This window comes from Acinetobacter sp. CAU_H_29a_1, assembly GCF_058599505.1.
Map to the genome: position 1 here is coordinate 89,770 of NZ_CM178655.1, position 15,353 is coordinate 105,122.

14 protein-coding genes are annotated in these 15,353 nt (G+C 42.6%); 10 read left to right on the top strand and 4 right to left on the bottom strand.

The window, feature by feature from the left end; translation table 11 throughout:
• Positions 1-11: 11 nt before the first annotated feature.
• Both AC4MDD_RS00415 and dapA read right to left on the bottom strand, forming a co-directional pair.
• The gene (locus tag AC4MDD_RS00415) at positions 12-620 is read right to left on the bottom strand and encodes a hypothetical protein (RefSeq protein WP_005401459.1); all 609 of its coding nucleotides are present in this window, start codon (positions 618-620) and stop codon (positions 12-14) included.
• 13 nt (positions 621-633) lie between these two features.
• On the bottom strand, positions 634-1,533 hold the full coding sequence (gene dapA / locus AC4MDD_RS00420; protein ID WP_114837608.1) for a 4-hydroxy-tetrahydrodipicolinate synthase: 900 nt from the start codon (positions 1,531-1,533) through the stop codon (positions 634-636).
• A gap of 597 nt (positions 1,534-2,130) precedes the next feature.
• On the opposite strand from dapA, the gene pncA reads away from it, so the two are divergent.
• The 3 genes from pncA (at position 2,131) to ppk1 (ending at position 6,023) form a co-directional block, all read left to right on the top strand.
• On the top strand, positions 2,131-2,769 hold the full coding sequence (gene pncA / locus AC4MDD_RS00425; RefSeq protein ID WP_114837606.1) for a bifunctional nicotinamidase/pyrazinamidase: 639 nt from the start codon (positions 2,131-2,133) through the stop codon (positions 2,767-2,769).
• Positions 2,770-2,839: 70 nt separating this feature from the next.
• Entirely contained in the window at positions 2,840-3,814 is a 975-nt protein-coding gene (locus AC4MDD_RS00430; RefSeq protein WP_114837605.1) for a bile acid:sodium symporter family protein, read from the top strand.
• A 145-nt stretch (positions 3,815-3,959) separates the two neighbouring features.
• Positions 3,960-6,023 carry a polyphosphate kinase 1 gene (gene ppk1 / locus AC4MDD_RS00435; protein WP_491882162.1) on the top strand — a complete coding sequence of 688 codons (2,064 nt, stop codon included), beginning with the start codon at positions 3,960-3,962 and terminating at the stop codon, positions 6,021-6,023.
• A gap of 57 nt (positions 6,024-6,080) precedes the next feature.
• On the opposite strand, the gene AC4MDD_RS00440 is transcribed toward ppk1, so the two are convergent.
• Positions 6,081-7,334 (bottom strand): hypothetical protein, encoded by a 1,254-nt coding sequence (locus tag AC4MDD_RS00440; protein ID WP_491882163.1) that lies wholly within the window; start codon positions 7,332-7,334, stop codon positions 6,081-6,083.
• A gap of 77 nt (positions 7,335-7,411) precedes the next feature.
• Between AC4MDD_RS00440 and serB the strand changes: the two genes are divergently transcribed.
• From serB to AC4MDD_RS00460, 4 genes are all read left to right on the top strand, one after another.
• Positions 7,412-8,632 carry a phosphoserine phosphatase SerB gene (serB, locus tag AC4MDD_RS00445; protein WP_491882164.1) on the top strand — a complete coding sequence of 407 codons (1,221 nt, stop codon included), beginning with the start codon at positions 7,412-7,414 and terminating at the stop codon, positions 8,630-8,632.
• Between the two features lie 410 nt (positions 8,633-9,042).
• Positions 9,043-9,378 (top strand): ciprofloxacin tolerance protein AciT, encoded by a 336-nt coding sequence (gene aciT / locus AC4MDD_RS00450; RefSeq protein ID WP_004691806.1) that lies wholly within the window; start codon positions 9,043-9,045, stop codon positions 9,376-9,378.
• Between the two features lie 150 nt (positions 9,379-9,528).
• Positions 9,529-10,008, top strand: a complete 480-nt coding sequence (locus tag AC4MDD_RS00455; RefSeq protein ID WP_004691804.1) for an SCP2 sterol-binding domain-containing protein — start codon at positions 9,529-9,531, stop codon at positions 10,006-10,008.
• A gap of 152 nt (positions 10,009-10,160) precedes the next feature.
• Positions 10,161-11,465, top strand: coding sequence for an IS4 family transposase (locus AC4MDD_RS00460; protein WP_062032364.1), 1,305 nt, complete (start codon positions 10,161-10,163; stop codon positions 11,463-11,465).
• Between the two features lie 45 nt (positions 11,466-11,510).
• Here the strand turns inward: AC4MDD_RS00460 and dtd are convergent, their stop codons facing one another.
• Positions 11,511-11,951, bottom strand: a complete 441-nt coding sequence (gene dtd / locus AC4MDD_RS00465; protein ID WP_078425125.1) for a D-aminoacyl-tRNA deacylase — start codon at positions 11,949-11,951, stop codon at positions 11,511-11,513.
• Between the two features lie 300 nt (positions 11,952-12,251).
• Here dtd and pncB point away from each other — a divergent pair, with 300 nt between their 5' ends.
• The 3 genes from pncB to asd all read left to right on the top strand — a co-directional run bounded on the left by pncB (position 12,252) and on the right by asd (position 15,323).
• Complete coding sequence (gene pncB, locus AC4MDD_RS00470; protein ID WP_491882165.1) at positions 12,252-13,463, top strand: nicotinate phosphoribosyltransferase; 1,212 nt, start codon at positions 12,252-12,254, stop codon at positions 13,461-13,463.
• A gap of 163 nt (positions 13,464-13,626) precedes the next feature.
• Complete coding sequence (locus AC4MDD_RS00475; protein WP_491882166.1) at positions 13,627-14,475, top strand: sulfurtransferase; 849 nt, start codon at positions 13,627-13,629, stop codon at positions 14,473-14,475.
• The gene (gene asd / locus AC4MDD_RS00480; RefSeq protein ID WP_279677360.1) at positions 14,472-15,323 is read left to right on the top strand and encodes an archaetidylserine decarboxylase; all 852 of its coding nucleotides are present in this window, start codon (positions 14,472-14,474) and stop codon (positions 15,321-15,323) included. The genes AC4MDD_RS00475 and asd overlap by 4 nt, the downstream gene beginning before the upstream one ends.
• Positions 15,324-15,353 lie beyond the last annotated feature (30 nt).

Below are 15,353 nucleotides of genomic sequence, written 5' to 3' on the forward strand. Positions count from 1 at the left end.
GCCTAGTACGACTAGGCTGGCCAATTTTGGTAAATCTGGGTTAACAATTCTGTGGCTTTTTCAGGCGCTGCAAAACTGTTATCGGCATTGAACACAGCGAGGTTATTGCTGCTGCCGACCGCGGTTAGTCTTAACACATAGACCTGTTGATCGATTTTAATGGTTGCTTCATAACCATTTTTGCTTTGACCAACAATTTGATGGTTGAGGCTGCTGAGGGTGGCAAGCGTATATTGCCAAATTGTAGCAGAATTTCCCTCAATTTTGAGCAGCGGATTCTTATTTCCGTCAATAATCAATTGAGGGCGGCTCACAGCTGTATCAACTGTTTCCGTTGATTCTGCATTCGACATGACTTGAGCAGCTTGAGGGCGCGGCATTGCAAAACGGTTTCCGCGCTTATTTTCAAGTACAGGTGCATGTTCAAGAGCGAGCGCTTCAACCGTTGGAGCTGGATACAACGGCGTTGCAGGTCGAACCATAGAGCCTTCAGGGTACTTAAGAGGTTCTAAGGTTGCTGTTTCTTTATAGTCCAAACTACCGTTATTGACTGCAAGGGAACTACAACCCGCTAAACTGACAACTGAAAGTGCGAGAGTAAGACCTAAACGTAATTGCATATTGATGTGCTCTTTATTTAATGACACCCGCCGTTGTGAGTGCTTCACGGAGCGGTGTGCGATATTGTTCTGCAAGTGGTGTTAATGGTAAACGAATACCCGTTTCGATTAACTGCATTTCATGAAGTGCCCATTTCACAGGAATTGGGTTCGATTCGCAAAATAGAATTTCGTGTAAATTTGCAACTTGGGTATTTAGGTTTTCTGCTTTTTCAGCTTCGCCTGCCAGTGCTGCCGCGCAAACATCGCTCATTTCTTTGGGTGCAACGTTTGCAGTCACAGAAATATTGCCTTTTGCTCCCGACAGAATCAGTTGATAAGCCGTTGCATCATCACCTGAATAGACGGTCATCGCTTTGCCAGCAAGGCCTTCGAGCAGTGCTTGACCACGCGGGACATCACCTGTGGCATCTTTGATGCCCACAATTTGAGGAATATCGGCCAAACGAATGACCGTTTCATTCGCCATATCGACACCTGTACGACCAGGTACGTTATACAGAATTTGAGGAAGATCAACAGCTTCAGCAATAGCTTTATAGTGCTGATATAAGCCTTCTTGGGTCGGTTTATTATAATAAGGGGTAACCAGAAGAGCAGCATCTGCACCGAGTTCTTTGGCTTCTTTAGTCAACTCGATGGCTTCACGCGTTGAATTCGCGCCAGTACCCGCAATAATAGGGATGCGTTTGTTCGCGACACGAATGATTTCTTTAATCACTTGTGTATGCTCTTTCATGCTTAGAGTAGACGCTTCACCCGTTGTACCGACAGCAACAATGCTATTTGTGCCTTGTGCGATATGCCACTCAACGAGCTTCTCTAGACCCTTCCAATCTACGCTGCCATCTTCAAACATAGGGGTGACGATTGCGACAATTGAGCCTTGGATGGTCTGTGCTTGCTGAGTCATTTTAAAAAAATATCCTATTTGTCCATCCAGTTAGGCCAGAAAAACATAAGATTGGATGGGTGCGTATTTTAATTTATAGCATTTTCAAAGCGCTGATGCATTGAATAATGCTTATGCAAATTATGAACGAACACAACATGAAGAACAATATGCTTTAGTCAAAGTGTATAAAAACTTTATCTTTCGCTACAAAAATACAGCTTGTTCAAATGGTAGACAAAGAAAAGCATCTTATTTTGCATCTGAAAAGGGCGTTTTGCATAACCTATGGCCATGGATTGAAGCATTTAATGAAAGGAAATTCTTCATCTCAATTGAGGCTTAGAAGTCAATTAAACTGAATATCTGGATATAAAGTTCAGGATTGAAGCACTTTTAACGCTTACACAATTTCTCTAAACAGCGATGACATGTCCTTTTAACGTTATAGATCAATGTCCAGTATTTTGTTCTATATTCTATCTTCGCTTCAATTTGCCGCAATACCCATTGCACTCAAGGCTGTGGTCATTTAATTTTGACCCGCGAGGATGAATACTGTTTTATAAATTAAGCTATGCTTGGCCTTCGAGCGCAGAACAAAAAGGACAGAGAAGAATGCAGAAGAATATGGCATTGATTGTGGTGGATGTACAAAATGGTTTTACGCCTGGTGGAAATTTAGCGGTAGCAGGATCAGATCAAATTATTCCTAAAATTAATCAACTGGGGGATTATTTTGACAATATTGTACTCACCCAAGATTGGCATCCCGAAAATCATATTTCTTTTGCAGACAACCATCCCGATCAACAAGATTTTCAAACGATTGAATTGGACTATGGCACACAAGTACTCTGGCCACGTCACTGTGTACAAGGCACTCAGGATGCTGAATTGCATCCCGATCTTGACCTTGCCAAAGCGCAATTGATCATTCGTAAAGGATGTCATGTACACATTGATAGTTATTCCGCTTTTTTAGAAGCCGATCATAAAACCCAGACGGGACTCGCAGGCTATTTAAGAGAGCGTGGGATTGATACCGTGTTTATTGTTGGAATTGCAACTGACTTTTGTGTGGCATGGACGGCAATAGATGCCTGTAAACTCGGTTTTCAAACCTATGTGATTGCCGATGCCACCAAAGGCATTGATTTACATGGTTCTTTACAACATGCATGGCAAGAGATGCTGGCCCATGGTGTGAAACGTCTGTATTGCAAAGATATTGTGCAACAATATGCCGTGAATTGATGTGCTGAGCTAATCGGCTCACCTCAATCACCAATATCGACATTATAAAAACATGCAGTAGGGAAAGGTCATGGGCACTTTTTTAAAATTTACCGCTTGGATTCAAAAAACCTTTGCTCTGTGGGTGGTGTTATTTGCAGGCATTGCGCTCCTAAGCCCTGAAACTTTTGTCTGGATGAAAGCTTATATCACGTGGATGTTAGGGCTGATCATGTTTGGTATGGGTATGACCATGACACTGGATGATTTTAAAGGTGTGATGCAAAGTCCTAAAGCGGTTGCAATTGGGGTGGCGGCTCAGTTTGTGGTGATGCCAAGCGTGGCTTATCTGTTGTGTTTATTGTTTCGCTTGCCGACTGAAATTGCGATCGGGGTGATTTTAGTGGGTTGCTGTCCGGGTGGCACGGCATCCAATGTGATTACTTATATGGCGAAAGGCAATACGGCTTTGTCTGTCGCATGTACTACGGTATCGACCTTATTGGCACCTGTTCTGACTCCCGCGATTTTCTATCTGTTGGCCAGCCAATGGATTGAAATTAATGCATGGTCGATGCTGAGTTCAATTTTACAGGTGGTTCTGTTCCCGATTATTTTAGGGCTGGTGATACGCGCCGTGCTGAAACAGAAAGTCGAAAGTTATATTTCGGTGATGCCCTTAATTTCAGTGGTCGCAATTGTGCTGATTGTGGCAGCGATTATTGGCGGCTCAAAAGCACAAATTTTAGAATCAGGCTTATTGATTTTAGCTGTGGTGGCGTTACATAACGCGATTGGTTATTTACTTGGCTTTGCAGCAGCACGGATGTTTCACTTGCCACATGCCGACTGTAAAGCGGTTTCGATTGAGGTCGGGATGCAAAACTCAGGACTAGGCGTGGCTTTGGCGGCTGTGCATTTTGCTGCTTCACCAATTACGGCGGTACCCAGTGCGATCTTTAGTTTGTGGCATAACATTTCAGGGCCAATATTAGCCAGTTATTGGGCCGCGAAAGCAGACGCCACTGCCAAGGAAAAAAGTGAAAAGGAACATATGTCGGTTTGAGTATTGTACGCTGTTGCAGCTTCAAGCATAAAGTCAGGATGAATTTTCTATTTGGCATGAGGTTGTAACTAAACTGTCATAAAGACTACCTAACATCCCTGCCAAACACTTCATAACAGACTGTTGCAAACAGCATTGAGAGGGTATGGATAATTTTCAGCATTCATCGGCGACGTATTTTAACCGAGAGCTATCGTTATTTGAGTTTCATCAGCGGGTTTTAGCACAAGCATTAGATCCGAGTTTGCCTGTGCTGGAGCGCTTAACTTTTTTAATTATTTTTTCACGTAATTTAGATGAGTTTTTTGAAATTCGTATTGCGGGCTTAATGAAACAACGCGATATGAATGTGATAGCACGAACCCCTGATGCTGTTCCCACTGAAGTGATATTAGAAGACCTGTCCCAATCCATTCATCGTGCCGTTAAAAAACAGTTTGAAGTTTTAAATCATTCGATTTTGCCTGAGTTACAAGCACAAGGCATTCAGTTCATCCAGTTCCAAGATATTTTAGAAAAACATAAAGCGTGGATTGCAGAATATTTCGCCAGAGAAATTCAACCGGTTTTGACCCCAATCAGCTTAGATCCGTCACATCCTTTTCCTCGCCTCGTGAATAAAAGTCTGAATTTCATTGTGAGTTTACAAGGTAAAGATGCTTTTGGACGAAGCATTGAAATGGCGATTGTCCCTGCACCGCGCTCATTACCGCGTTTAATTCAGATGCCGAAAAACGTGGCAGGCAATATCGACACGCAGATTTTTTTAACCGCAATGATTCAGCAGCACATCAGTGATCTGTTTCCGGGGATGAAAGCCACGGGTTGTTATGCTTTTCGTGTGACGCGTAATGCCGATCTGATTTTGTCGGAAGATGTTGATGATTTGGCGGTGGCATTGAAAGATGAGCTGTCTTCACGCCGTTTTGGTCGTGCGGTGCGTTTAGAAATCGAAGATGACTGCCCCGAAACGGTGATTGATTATTTGCTTAAGGAGTTTGATTTAACCGAGCAGGAGCTTTATCGCATTGATGGGCCGATCAATCTTTCACGCCTCAGCACCAGTTGTGACCGGCCTGAATTAAAGCATCCAGTGTTTATTCCAGTCATTCCCAGAGTCTTGCGTAAACAAAAAAGTACCTTTGATACCTTAAAAGTACAGGATGTGTTGTTGCATCATCCTTTTGATTCTTTTCAGCCTGTGATTGGTTTATTAAAAGAAGCAGCGAAAGACCCAAATGTGCTGGCGATTAAACAAACCCTTTACCGCAGTGGACCTGACTCTGAAATTGTACAGGTCTTGGCAGAAGCAGCACGAAATGGCAAGGAAGTCACAGCCGTGATTGAGTTGCGGGCGCGTTTTGATGAAGAGTCGAATATTACCGTGGCGAATATTTTGCAAGAAGCTGGGGCGGTGGTGGTGTATGGCATTGTCGGTTATAAAACCCATGCCAAAATGATTTTGATCGTACGCCGTGAAAATGCCCAGTTGATCCGTTATGCCCATCTGGGCACAGGCAATTATCATGCGGGTAATGCGCGTATGTATACCGATTATGGGTTGATGACCACACAGCCTGACATTTGTGAAGATGTACATCGTATGTTCCAAGAACTGACGGGGATGGGCAAAATGGCCAAGTTGAAGGCGTTGTTACATGCGCCTTTTACGTTACACAGTGAACTGTTAAAACTGATTGAGCAAGAAATTCAGTTTGCACAAGCCGGTCAAAAGGCGCGTATCATCATTAAAGTCAATGCCTTAACGGAGCCGAAGTTAATTGCTGCACTGTATCGTGCATCACAAGCGGGGGTACAGGTCGATCTTATTATCCGTTCTATCTGCTGTTTGATTCCACAGGTCCAAGGCATGTCTGAGAATATTCGTGTGCGTTCGATTGTGGGCCGTTTTCTGGAACATACCCGCGTGTATTGTTTTGAGCATGGCGGTGAGAAAAAGCTGTACTGTGCCAGCGCAGACTGGATGGGACGTAATTTATTTTCGCGTGTTGAAACCTGCTTTCCAATATTAGATCGCGTTTTGAAAAAGCAGATTTATAAAGACGGATTAATCAGCTACTTAAATGATTGTTTGAATGCTTGGGAGCTACAAGCCGATGGTCATTGGCTTAAAGTGGCCTGTACCGATCCAGAGCAAAGGTATAGTGCACAGCAACATTTAATTGCGCAGAAGCAACTCAAAATTTAACAGTTGCCATAAAAAAAGCCTGATGTAGGTCAGGCTTTTTTTTATGATTGGATGTAATTAAGAGGCTTTAGATTGTTTTGCTTTTAAAATTTCCGTTCTTAAGCTTTGTGCCAATTCTGCAGACTCAGCACCCATGCCATTGACCATAAAGGCATGGCGGGTCAAGACATTGGTTGGATTAGGTAAATTCACCAGTTGGTAACTTTCAGAAATGTCTTTCAATAATTCGTTGCTTAAATATATGGCACTTTCTTTGGCCGATAACTGTTGGACCAAACGCTCAGCAGCTTGATTTGCAGACAGCTGCATCGCATCGACTGCAGTTGAAATGCCACAACGCGTTTGCAAAACAAAGCGCTTTTCTTCGCGGTAACGTTTATACAAAACCTCAGAAAGCAGTTGGAACACACTGCTGATCATCATTAAACATGGCACTGCATTGGGTGTGTCTGTCGACATGCTGAGGGTGGCACCATGCTCATTAAAGGATTGAACTGTAGTGATGTCCGAGCTGTTGAGTTTGTAGTGTTTTAAACACAGTTCTGTACTTTTATTGAGGAAAATCTGACACAAATTAAAGTATGGAATAGACACGGTTGTATTCACCGAGTCCATCAACTGTTTCGGGTCGTAGAATTGAATATTGAGCGCAACCGAATGATTGTCCACGATCACGGGTTTTTGTTCTTTAGGCTTCGCACTGGTTTTGATTTGTTGTTGTGCTTGAGCAATCGCGACCGCCGTATGGTGTTTTTCCTGTTCAAGGGTTTGGGTTAGAACTTGAATTTCGTGTTTTAAGCGGGATTCGTTATTGATCCGTGCCAAATATTCGGTACGGCTTGGACGCGCAATGGCGCGATAAGCTAACCACAGTAAACCATGAATCGCTAAGGACAATAAAATCGCTAACCACTGAGTACGTAAAATCTCACCCATACTTGGTTTAATGAGCGTGATTTCAATGCTACCCACTTTCTTTTCATTTTGCAGCACATCACGGACAAATACTTCGCCATCACGTGTTCGAACTTGGCCACCTGTCGCCAAGACTTGATTGTTGGCATCCAAAATCCGAATGGAAGCTACGCTTGGGTTGGTCGCATAGCGATCCACCAAAAGCGCAAGAGAAACCGTGTTGGCAGGCTCCAGCTCTGCAAGACTGTCTGTGACCAATTGAGAGGTCATCAGTTGGCCTTGGTTGGCACGGTTTTCATTCAGTTGATGAGTCGTTGCCAATACCAATAAAAAGGTATGTAAAGCAAAACTTACAATTAATAGGCTAGCAAATAGCCCTTGTCTAGGCGCATTCAACGTAAACTTCCAAAGAAAATATATTCAATTTCGATTATGATTCTAACAATAGTCGTAGCTCAGACCCGAGTCAATTCATGCGAGAAATCATTCTTATTTCATTTTTAGGACCAGACCAACCTAATCAGTTCACTCGATTAATGCAGGTATTGTCCACTCATTCACTACAAATTTTAGATGTCGGACAAGCAGTTATTCATAACCAATTGACCTTAGGTATTGTTATTTCTTCAGACGACCAAACCGCAACAGCTTTGGCGATGAAGGAAATTCTAATTTTAGCACATGATATTGGTTTAACTGTACGTTTTAAACCAATCACTACAACTGAATATGACCAGTGGGTGAGTGAAGGTGGGCGGACGCGTTATATAGTCACAGCTTTGGCGCCAGAGCTTGAGGCGTCTCACTTACAAGCAGTTACAAATATTGTGTCCAACCAAGGTTTCAACATCGAAACTGTGACCCGTTTGTCAGGTCGTCCAGTCTTAAATGGCGAAGTCGATGGGCCGAAACGCGCCTGTGTTCAATTTGGTTTAAGTGGTCAAATGCTGGATGCCGCCGCCATGCGTGCAGCCTGTTTACGTTTGTCACATGAACTAAATGTCGATGTGGCGGTACAAGAAGACAATGCCTACCGTCGTAACCGCCGTTTGGTGTGTTTTGACATGGACTCGACCTTAATCGAGCAAGAAGTGATTGATGAGTTGGCGATTGAAGCGGGTGTCGGCGCACAAGTCGCTGAAATTACGGAACGTGCAATGCAGGGTGAGCTGGATTTCCAACAAAGCTTCCGTGCACGCGTGGCACTGCTCAAAGGGATGGATGCCTCTGTCCTACCTAAAATTGCAGAACGTCTGACCGTTACAGAAGGTGCTGAACGCTTAATTTCAACTTTAAAAGCATTAGGTTACCGCACGGCTATCTTGTCGGGTGGTTTTCAGTACTTTGCAGAGTATCTACAAGCCAAACTTGGTATTGATGAAGTCCATGCCAATGTCTTAGACGTTGAAAATGGGGTGGTCACAGGCGAAGTTAAAGGTCATATTGTCGATGGTGCACGTAAGGCATTATTATTACGTGACTTAGCCGATAAGATGGGCATTTCTCTTGAGCAAGCGATTGCGGTGGGCGATGGTGCGAATGATTTACCGATGCTGTCGATTGCTGGCCTAGGTGTCGCTTTCCGTGCGAAACCGCTGGTGAGACAAAACGCCAATCAAGCCATTTCAAGTGTTGGCTTAGATGGGGTGTTGTATTTATTGGGTGTGCACGATAAAGATTTAAATCGTGCTTAAAGCATCTAGGTGTTATTAAAAACGCAGCCTTTGAGCTGCGTTTTTTTGTTGCAAATTTAAGCGAAAAACGATGAGCGGTCAGTGAAAAATGTCGATAAAAACAACGATCAACAGAATTGGAAAAAATATTTTTAAGCGCTGAAAATACGGGTTTTATTTTGTAATGACACGCCAAGACTGAGCGCGTCTTTGTTTTGGAAAAGTTCAAATCTAAAAAAATGTAATGACAATATAATATGGCGACAAGGTATGTCGCATTCTAAAAATACAAGCCTTTTTTTCTTTTCAAAACTGCTCATAATGCATGCATAGAGTTTGAAAGCTACACAATCCATTAATTTTAAACGGTATCGGGGATGAGTTCAGCACAGTGTACCAGTTGCCTGAATTTATCTTAGACGGAGGTTTTTATGGTAACAGCGAATTTAGCAACCATCGTTGGCTTAAGTTTAGTCGCCGCTGCGTTAATTGCTGTTTTCTTTTCGCCTTATCGTCGCTGGTTGAGTTTTATGGTGGCGGGTATGGTGTTTTGGGGAATATTGGAAGTCATTCGCCTAGGTGTGCAAGCAGTGTTTGAAATGCCGATCACTTATAGCTACTTAACTGCTTTAACTTCAGCGATGCTTATTGTGACGATGTTGCTTCTACGTGAAGATCGTCGCGCAGAACGTGCACTGGCGCAGCGCCGTTGTATTGAACATACACCTGTATATGAAGATGACCAACAGCAGTGTTCTAGCCGCTAAGTCATAACCTCATACCGTAAAAGAAGATGCCTAGAGCATCTTTTTTACGTTCTTACATGATTGTTATACAAAGCCTAGCGGTAAAAATGGCAACTTGTGGTAGCATTGAAAACAGTCAATTTATCAACAATTACAATAGGCTTTCATGTCATGAAACTATCTTCAATTCCTGTGGTTAAACTTCCATTGGTTGATGTCAGCACGGATCCGCTGGATTTAATGGTTACAGGTTTGGCACTTCGTATGAAACAGCTGGCGCGTACCAGTCCAAAATTTATTGAATTAGTTCATGAACGTCAGTTCCGTATTCAAATTGGTACGGATCTGGGTATGGCGCGCCAAATTATTGTGAACAATGGTCAGATTGATACCGTTTCAGGTGATGCTGAAAAAGCCGATTTTATTTTACAGTTTGCGGACAGTGAGCAGGGTGTGAAAACTTTAATCAAAGGTGACCCAACCGCATTTATGACGGGCATGCAAAACGGCAGCATTAAAATGGAAGGTGATTTTGGTCTCTTAGTTTGGTTTAACCAAGTTGCAAAATTGGTTCCACCCAAGCTACCAAAGCCTGTGAAAGCAAAAATTAAAGCCGCTCGCGCATTTTTGAAAGAAAAAACAGGTAAGTAAAAAGATTTTTTAAACGTCTCGATTCCGTCTCCTTTATAAAAGGCAGATTGAGCACCATGCATAAAAAAGCCCTCGATAGAGTAATGCCAGTCAGTTAAGCAAAAAAAGTTAAAATGCTGTAAAAAGAGCGTATGTAAATACGCTCTTTTTTTATGAATTTATCTCAGAATCTAGATTTAACATTAAAACAAACCTTACCTTCACTTTCACAATTCAGTGAATTGATTGATTTAAACTGGATTGAAGATTGCTTAGACCAAACAGGTAAAGCATCAATTCGAAAAAGAAAACTGCCTGCTGAACATGTTGTTTGGCTGGTAATCGGACTTGCTCTATTTCGAAATCAACCGATTTGGTATGTGGTTCAACAATTGCAACTTGTTTTCGGTACGGCAGAATACTGTGTACCGAGTGCATCCGTACAAGCAAGACAACGCTTAGGCTTAGAACCCATGAGTGCTTTATTTTCGACATTAAGTCAGGCATGGTTTAAAGACTCACAACAACAATATAGCAACTTTCACGGTCTATGCGTTTGTGCTGTAGATGGTGTGGTTTGGTCTATGCCTCATACAGAAGAAAACTTTAAGCACTTTGGTTCATCCAAAGGCAAAACAGCAGCTGCACCTTACCCACAAGTTAGAGCGACTTGCCTGGTGAATACCAATACCCATGAAATGATTGATGCCCAAATGGGCAGTATGGATCAAGGTGAATTAACCTTAGCCAGTCAATTAAAAGCACCAGTTCGCAGTATTACCCTATTTGATCGTGCTTACTTCTCTGCTGATTTTTTAGTGAGCTGGCAATCTCAGGCAGAAGAGAGTCATTGGTTGATGCGAGCAAAGGACAACCTGCGTTATGAAGTGATTCATCATAATGCGGCCCATGACTTTCAGATCAAAATGCCTGTTTCAGCAAGAGCAAAAAAGATAAATCCGTCATTGGGTGACTATTGGGAAGCACGTTTAATTGAAGTTGAATATGCAGGAAAAATAAGACGTTACATTACATCATTAACAGATTCTAAAGTTTATCCATTCAAAGACCTTGCAATGCTTTATATCCAGCGTTGGGAAATAGAAATGTGTTATCGGGAAATTAAAAGTGATTTACAGGATGCAAGGATTTTAAGAAGCAAACAACCTGATTTGGTCTATCAAGAATTGTGGGGGGTATTTATTGCATATAATATCTTAAGAAGACAGATGAGGTTTATCGCTGAACATGCAAAGGTGAGTCCTTTAAGGATCAGTTTCCATGTTGCATCTATGAGTATTATCAATATCTTAAGGCACACACCTTTAGAATCAGCAGGAAACCTACCCAAACATTTAGCGCAATTATTTGAACAATCTAAAATATTTGTATTACCTGAAAAAAGGCAAAGGCAATGTCCGCGAGTAGTGAAAATTAAAGCACAAAAATATCCAAGAAAATGCCAGTCAATTTCTTAACTGACTGGCATTACTCGATAGAGGGCTTTTTTATGCATGGTGCTTTTATTCGACTTCTAAATTGAAAGTCACGGGTCCATCATTGACCAAATGTACTTTCATGTCGGCAGCAAAAATACCGGTTTGCACATGCTCAAACTGGGTCTTGGCATATTCAACCAGTTGTTCGTATAAAGCCTCAGCATCATTTGGTGGCATGGCTGGTCCAAAGTCAGGGCGTAAGCCTTTTTGGGTTTGCGCCATTAAGGTGAACTGCGAAACCAGAAGAATACCCCCACCGGCTTGGCTGACATTCCAGCCCATTTTGCCTTGTTCGTCGTCAAAAAAACGATACTTTAAAATTTTATCGATCATTTTTTTGCCTTTGTCTAAAGTGTCTTCTTTCCCAAGACCTAAGAAAACCAAGATACCGTGTTGAATTTCGCCTGTGGTTTCACCATCGACCACCACTTTGGCTTCGAGAACGCGTTGTAATAAGGCCCGCATGACTGATTCTATCTACTATTTGATTGTGCAGACTGAAATTGTAGCAAACCTAGTGCAGGGCAGGAGAGACATCGATTGAAAAAACAAGGCCGTTGCGTTGATATCCATAGCAATGTTTAAGTAAAAGAACATAGGCCAAGAGCGATACAATAAAGACATCAACACTTGGATTCTGAATCAAGAGAAACAAGAAATGTCCCGAGTAATTGGTCGAATAGCAAGACCGAATTACCAAAACATGGCTATGCAGCTTAAAAAAATGTGCTTTAATGCAATAAGTTGCTAAAAACCGAAAATGATATGTCTGCCATCATCCAATCCTTATTAGATACTGATCTGTACAAATTTACGATGCTACAGGTGGTCCTGCATAAGTTTCCCCAAGCGCATAGTGTGTACCAGTTCCGTTGTCGCAATTTGGATGACACCGTCTATCCTTTGGTCGACATTCTCGATGATTTAAATCACCAATTAGATTTGCTCTGCCAATTACGTTTTCAAGACGATGAGCTGCAATACCTGCGTGGTTTGCGCTTTATCAAAAGTGATTTTGTCGATTATTTAGAATTGTTTCAGCTCAAACGCCGTTTTATTGTGGCCAGTATTGATCACCAAGGCCGTTTAGACATTCGGATTGAAGGGCCGATGGTTCAAGCCATGATGTTTGAAATCTTTGTGCTTGCTATCGTCAATGAGCTGTATTTCCGCCGTATTCGAAGTGAAGAGGTCATGGTTGAGGGCGAACGTCGCTTACAGGCCAAAGTGGCATTATTAAAACACTATGAAACATCGCAAACGCCAAATGATCCCCCATTTTTAGTCTCTGATTTTGGTACGCGGCGCCGCTATAGTTTGGCGTGGCAAAAACATGTGATTGAAGAGTTTAATCAAGCTGCATCGCATATTTTCCGTGGCACCAGTAATGTCTTAATTGCGAAGCAATTGGGCCTAACCCCGATTGGCACCATGGCACATGAATTCCTACAAGCATTCCAAGCGTTGGATGTACGTTTACGTAATTTCCAAAAATCAGCACTGGAAACCTGGGTACAAGAATACCGTGGTGACTTAGGTATTGCCTTGACGGATGTGGTGGGGATGGACGCATTCCTGCGAGATTTTGACTTGTACTTTGCCAAACTGTTCGATGGTTTGCGTCATGACAGTGGCGACCCGTATGAATGGGGCGATAAAGCCTATGCCCACTATAAAAAGTTGAAAATTGACAGTAAAACCAAAATGCTAACGTTTAGTGATGGACTGAATTTAGAGAAAGCGTGGGATCTGCACAACTATTTCAAAGACCGTTTCCAAGTCAGTTTTGGAATTGGTACCAATTTGACCAATGATATGGGGCAAACGCCATTAAATATTGTGCTTAAACTGGTCGAGTGTAATGGCCAGTCGGTTGCGAAAATTTCGGACAGTCCGGGTAAAACCATGACGGATAATGACACCTTTTTGGCGTATTTACGTCAGGTTTTTGAGATTGCTGAAGCAGAAGCCAATTAATCCAGAATATATACCATGCCAGAATCCGTTCTGGCATGGTTGTATTCAAAAACTGGTGAATAGTGATATCTATAATTCTGCTAAAAGAATGTAAAAAATCAGAATAATTGTAAAAATGAGTTGTGCTAAGATCAAAGCATAATCTGAAAACATACGAAATAATATGACACATTCTGCCTTTGATTTTGGCTTGTTGATAGACGCAGAGCAGTTGGTTCCGCATTTAGGGAATGACAAATTACGCATCGTCGATTTAAGCCGTGCTTCAGTCTATGACCAATTGCATATTCCACATGCTTTGCATTTAAAGCCGAAATTTTTGGTGCGCCAAGATGAACAAGCCACCGGCCTACTTCCCGATGTAGACGGTTTACAAGAGCTGATTCGTTATTTGAATATTTCACCCGAGCATCATGTCGTGGTCTATGATGATGAAGGTGGTGCTTGGGCGGGGCGTTTGATTTGGAATTTACACTGCTTAGGTTTTGAAAATACCAGCCTGCTGAACGGGGGAATTCATGCATGGCTTGCAGCAGGACTTCCAACCACTTCTGAAGTGGAGCAGTTTAAACCTGTCCGTGCTTTGGTGCAGGTCGATCAAGCCAAAATACAGCAGTATCGAATTGAATATGCTGAGTTATTAGAGAAAGTTCAAAGTAGCCAAGTCCAACTCTGGGACTGCCGCACAGAAGACGAATATACCGGCCTGCGTCTTGCAGCGCGACGCGGCGGTCACATTCCAAATGCACTACATTTTGAATGGAGTACTGCCCTTAACCGTGAAAATCATTTAAGATTGCACCCTTTAGAACGCACGCAGCAACGCTTAGAACAATTGGGTTTTAACTTAAATGAACCTGTGGTGGTGTACTGTCAGTCACATCACCGTTCAGGACTGGCTTATATTTTAGGTCGTTTATTGGGTTGGAATATTCAGGCGTATGACGGTGCGTGGAGTGAATGGGGCAACCGCCTCGACAGTCCTATCATTACCGGAGAGATGCCGTCTTGAGCCTCACATCACGCTTAAAAAAACAAATTTTCATTCAAGCTCAACGTGTTGTACCCCAACATCAGTTATCACGTGTCGTGGGCAGAGTCGCAGCCAGCGAAAATCCGATTGTGAAAAATGCGGTCATCACTGCGTTTAAAGCGCAGTACGGCATTGATATGTCGATTGCTGAGCAGAGTAATGCACTGAAATTCAAGTCCTTTAATGAGTTCTTTACCCGTGCATTAAAAGAGGGTGTACGTGATATTGATACCGATGCGACCAGTATTGTATCGCCTGCGGATGGTGCGATTTCACAGTTGGGTCCCATTGTGGAAGGTGATATTTTCCAAGCCAAAGGACAAAAATTCACCGTTGATAATTTAATTGCAGATCCGCAGTTGGCTGAACCATTTAAAAATGGTCAGTTTGCAACGGTGTATTTATCGCCTAAAGATTATCACCGTGTGCATATGCCATTTGCAGGCACATTGACGGAAACCTTATATGTGCCGGGTGAATTGTTCTCGGTCAATCAAACCACTGCTGAAAACATTCCAGGCTTGTTTGCCCGAAATGAACGTATGGTCTGTTTATTTGATACAGAAATCGGCCGTATGGCCGTAGTTCTCGTTGGCGCCATGATTGTGGCGGGGATTGAAACTGTTGCAACAGGAAAAGTGAAGCCTACTGGCCGTTTAGAATTAAATCAGCATAATTTATTCTTGGACAAAGGCGCTGAACTGGGTCGTTTCTACCTAGGTTCAACCGCTGTGGTACTGTTTGAAAAAGACAAAATGACGTGGGATGCAGCCTTTAAAGCCAACTCGACTGTGGTGATGGGTAAAGCGATGGGACATACGGTTTAATCGTTCAGCTCTCGGTCACCGTCCTTGTTA

Excerpts from the sequence above, each read along its gene's own strand:
- pncB (WP_491882165.1), top strand. The coding sequence starts at position 12,252 with ATGTCTGCCATCATCCAATCCTTATTAGATACTGATCTGTACAAATTT.
- ppk1 (WP_491882162.1), top strand. The coding sequence starts at position 3,960 with ATGGATAATTTTCAGCATTCATCGGCGACGTATTTTAACCGAGAGCTA.
- AC4MDD_RS00455 (WP_004691804.1), top strand. The coding sequence starts at position 9,529 with ATGAAACTATCTTCAATTCCTGTGGTTAAACTTCCATTGGTTGATGTC.
- AC4MDD_RS00430 (WP_114837605.1), top strand. The coding sequence starts at position 2,840 with ATGGGCACTTTTTTAAAATTTACCGCTTGGATTCAAAAAACCTTTGCT.
- AC4MDD_RS00475 (WP_491882166.1), top strand. The coding sequence starts at position 13,627 with ATGACACATTCTGCCTTTGATTTTGGCTTGTTGATAGACGCAGAGCAG.
- aciT (WP_004691806.1), top strand. The coding sequence starts at position 9,043 with ATGGTAACAGCGAATTTAGCAACCATCGTTGGCTTAAGTTTAGTCGCC.
- pncA (WP_114837606.1), top strand. The coding sequence starts at position 2,131 with ATGCAGAAGAATATGGCATTGATTGTGGTGGATGTACAAAATGGTTTT.
- dtd (WP_078425125.1), bottom strand. The coding sequence starts at position 11,951 with ATGCGGGCCTTATTACAACGCGTTCTCGAAGCCAAAGTGGTGGTCGAT.
- AC4MDD_RS00415 (WP_005401459.1), bottom strand. The coding sequence starts at position 620 with ATGCAATTACGTTTAGGTCTTACTCTCGCACTTTCAGTTGTCAGTTTA.
- AC4MDD_RS00460 (WP_062032364.1), top strand. The coding sequence starts at position 10,161 with ATGAATTTATCTCAGAATCTAGATTTAACATTAAAACAAACCTTACCT.
- serB (WP_491882164.1), top strand. The coding sequence starts at position 7,412 with ATGCGAGAAATCATTCTTATTTCATTTTTAGGACCAGACCAACCTAAT.
- dapA (WP_114837608.1), bottom strand. The coding sequence starts at position 1,533 with ATGACTCAGCAAGCACAGACCATCCAAGGCTCAATTGTCGCAATCGTC.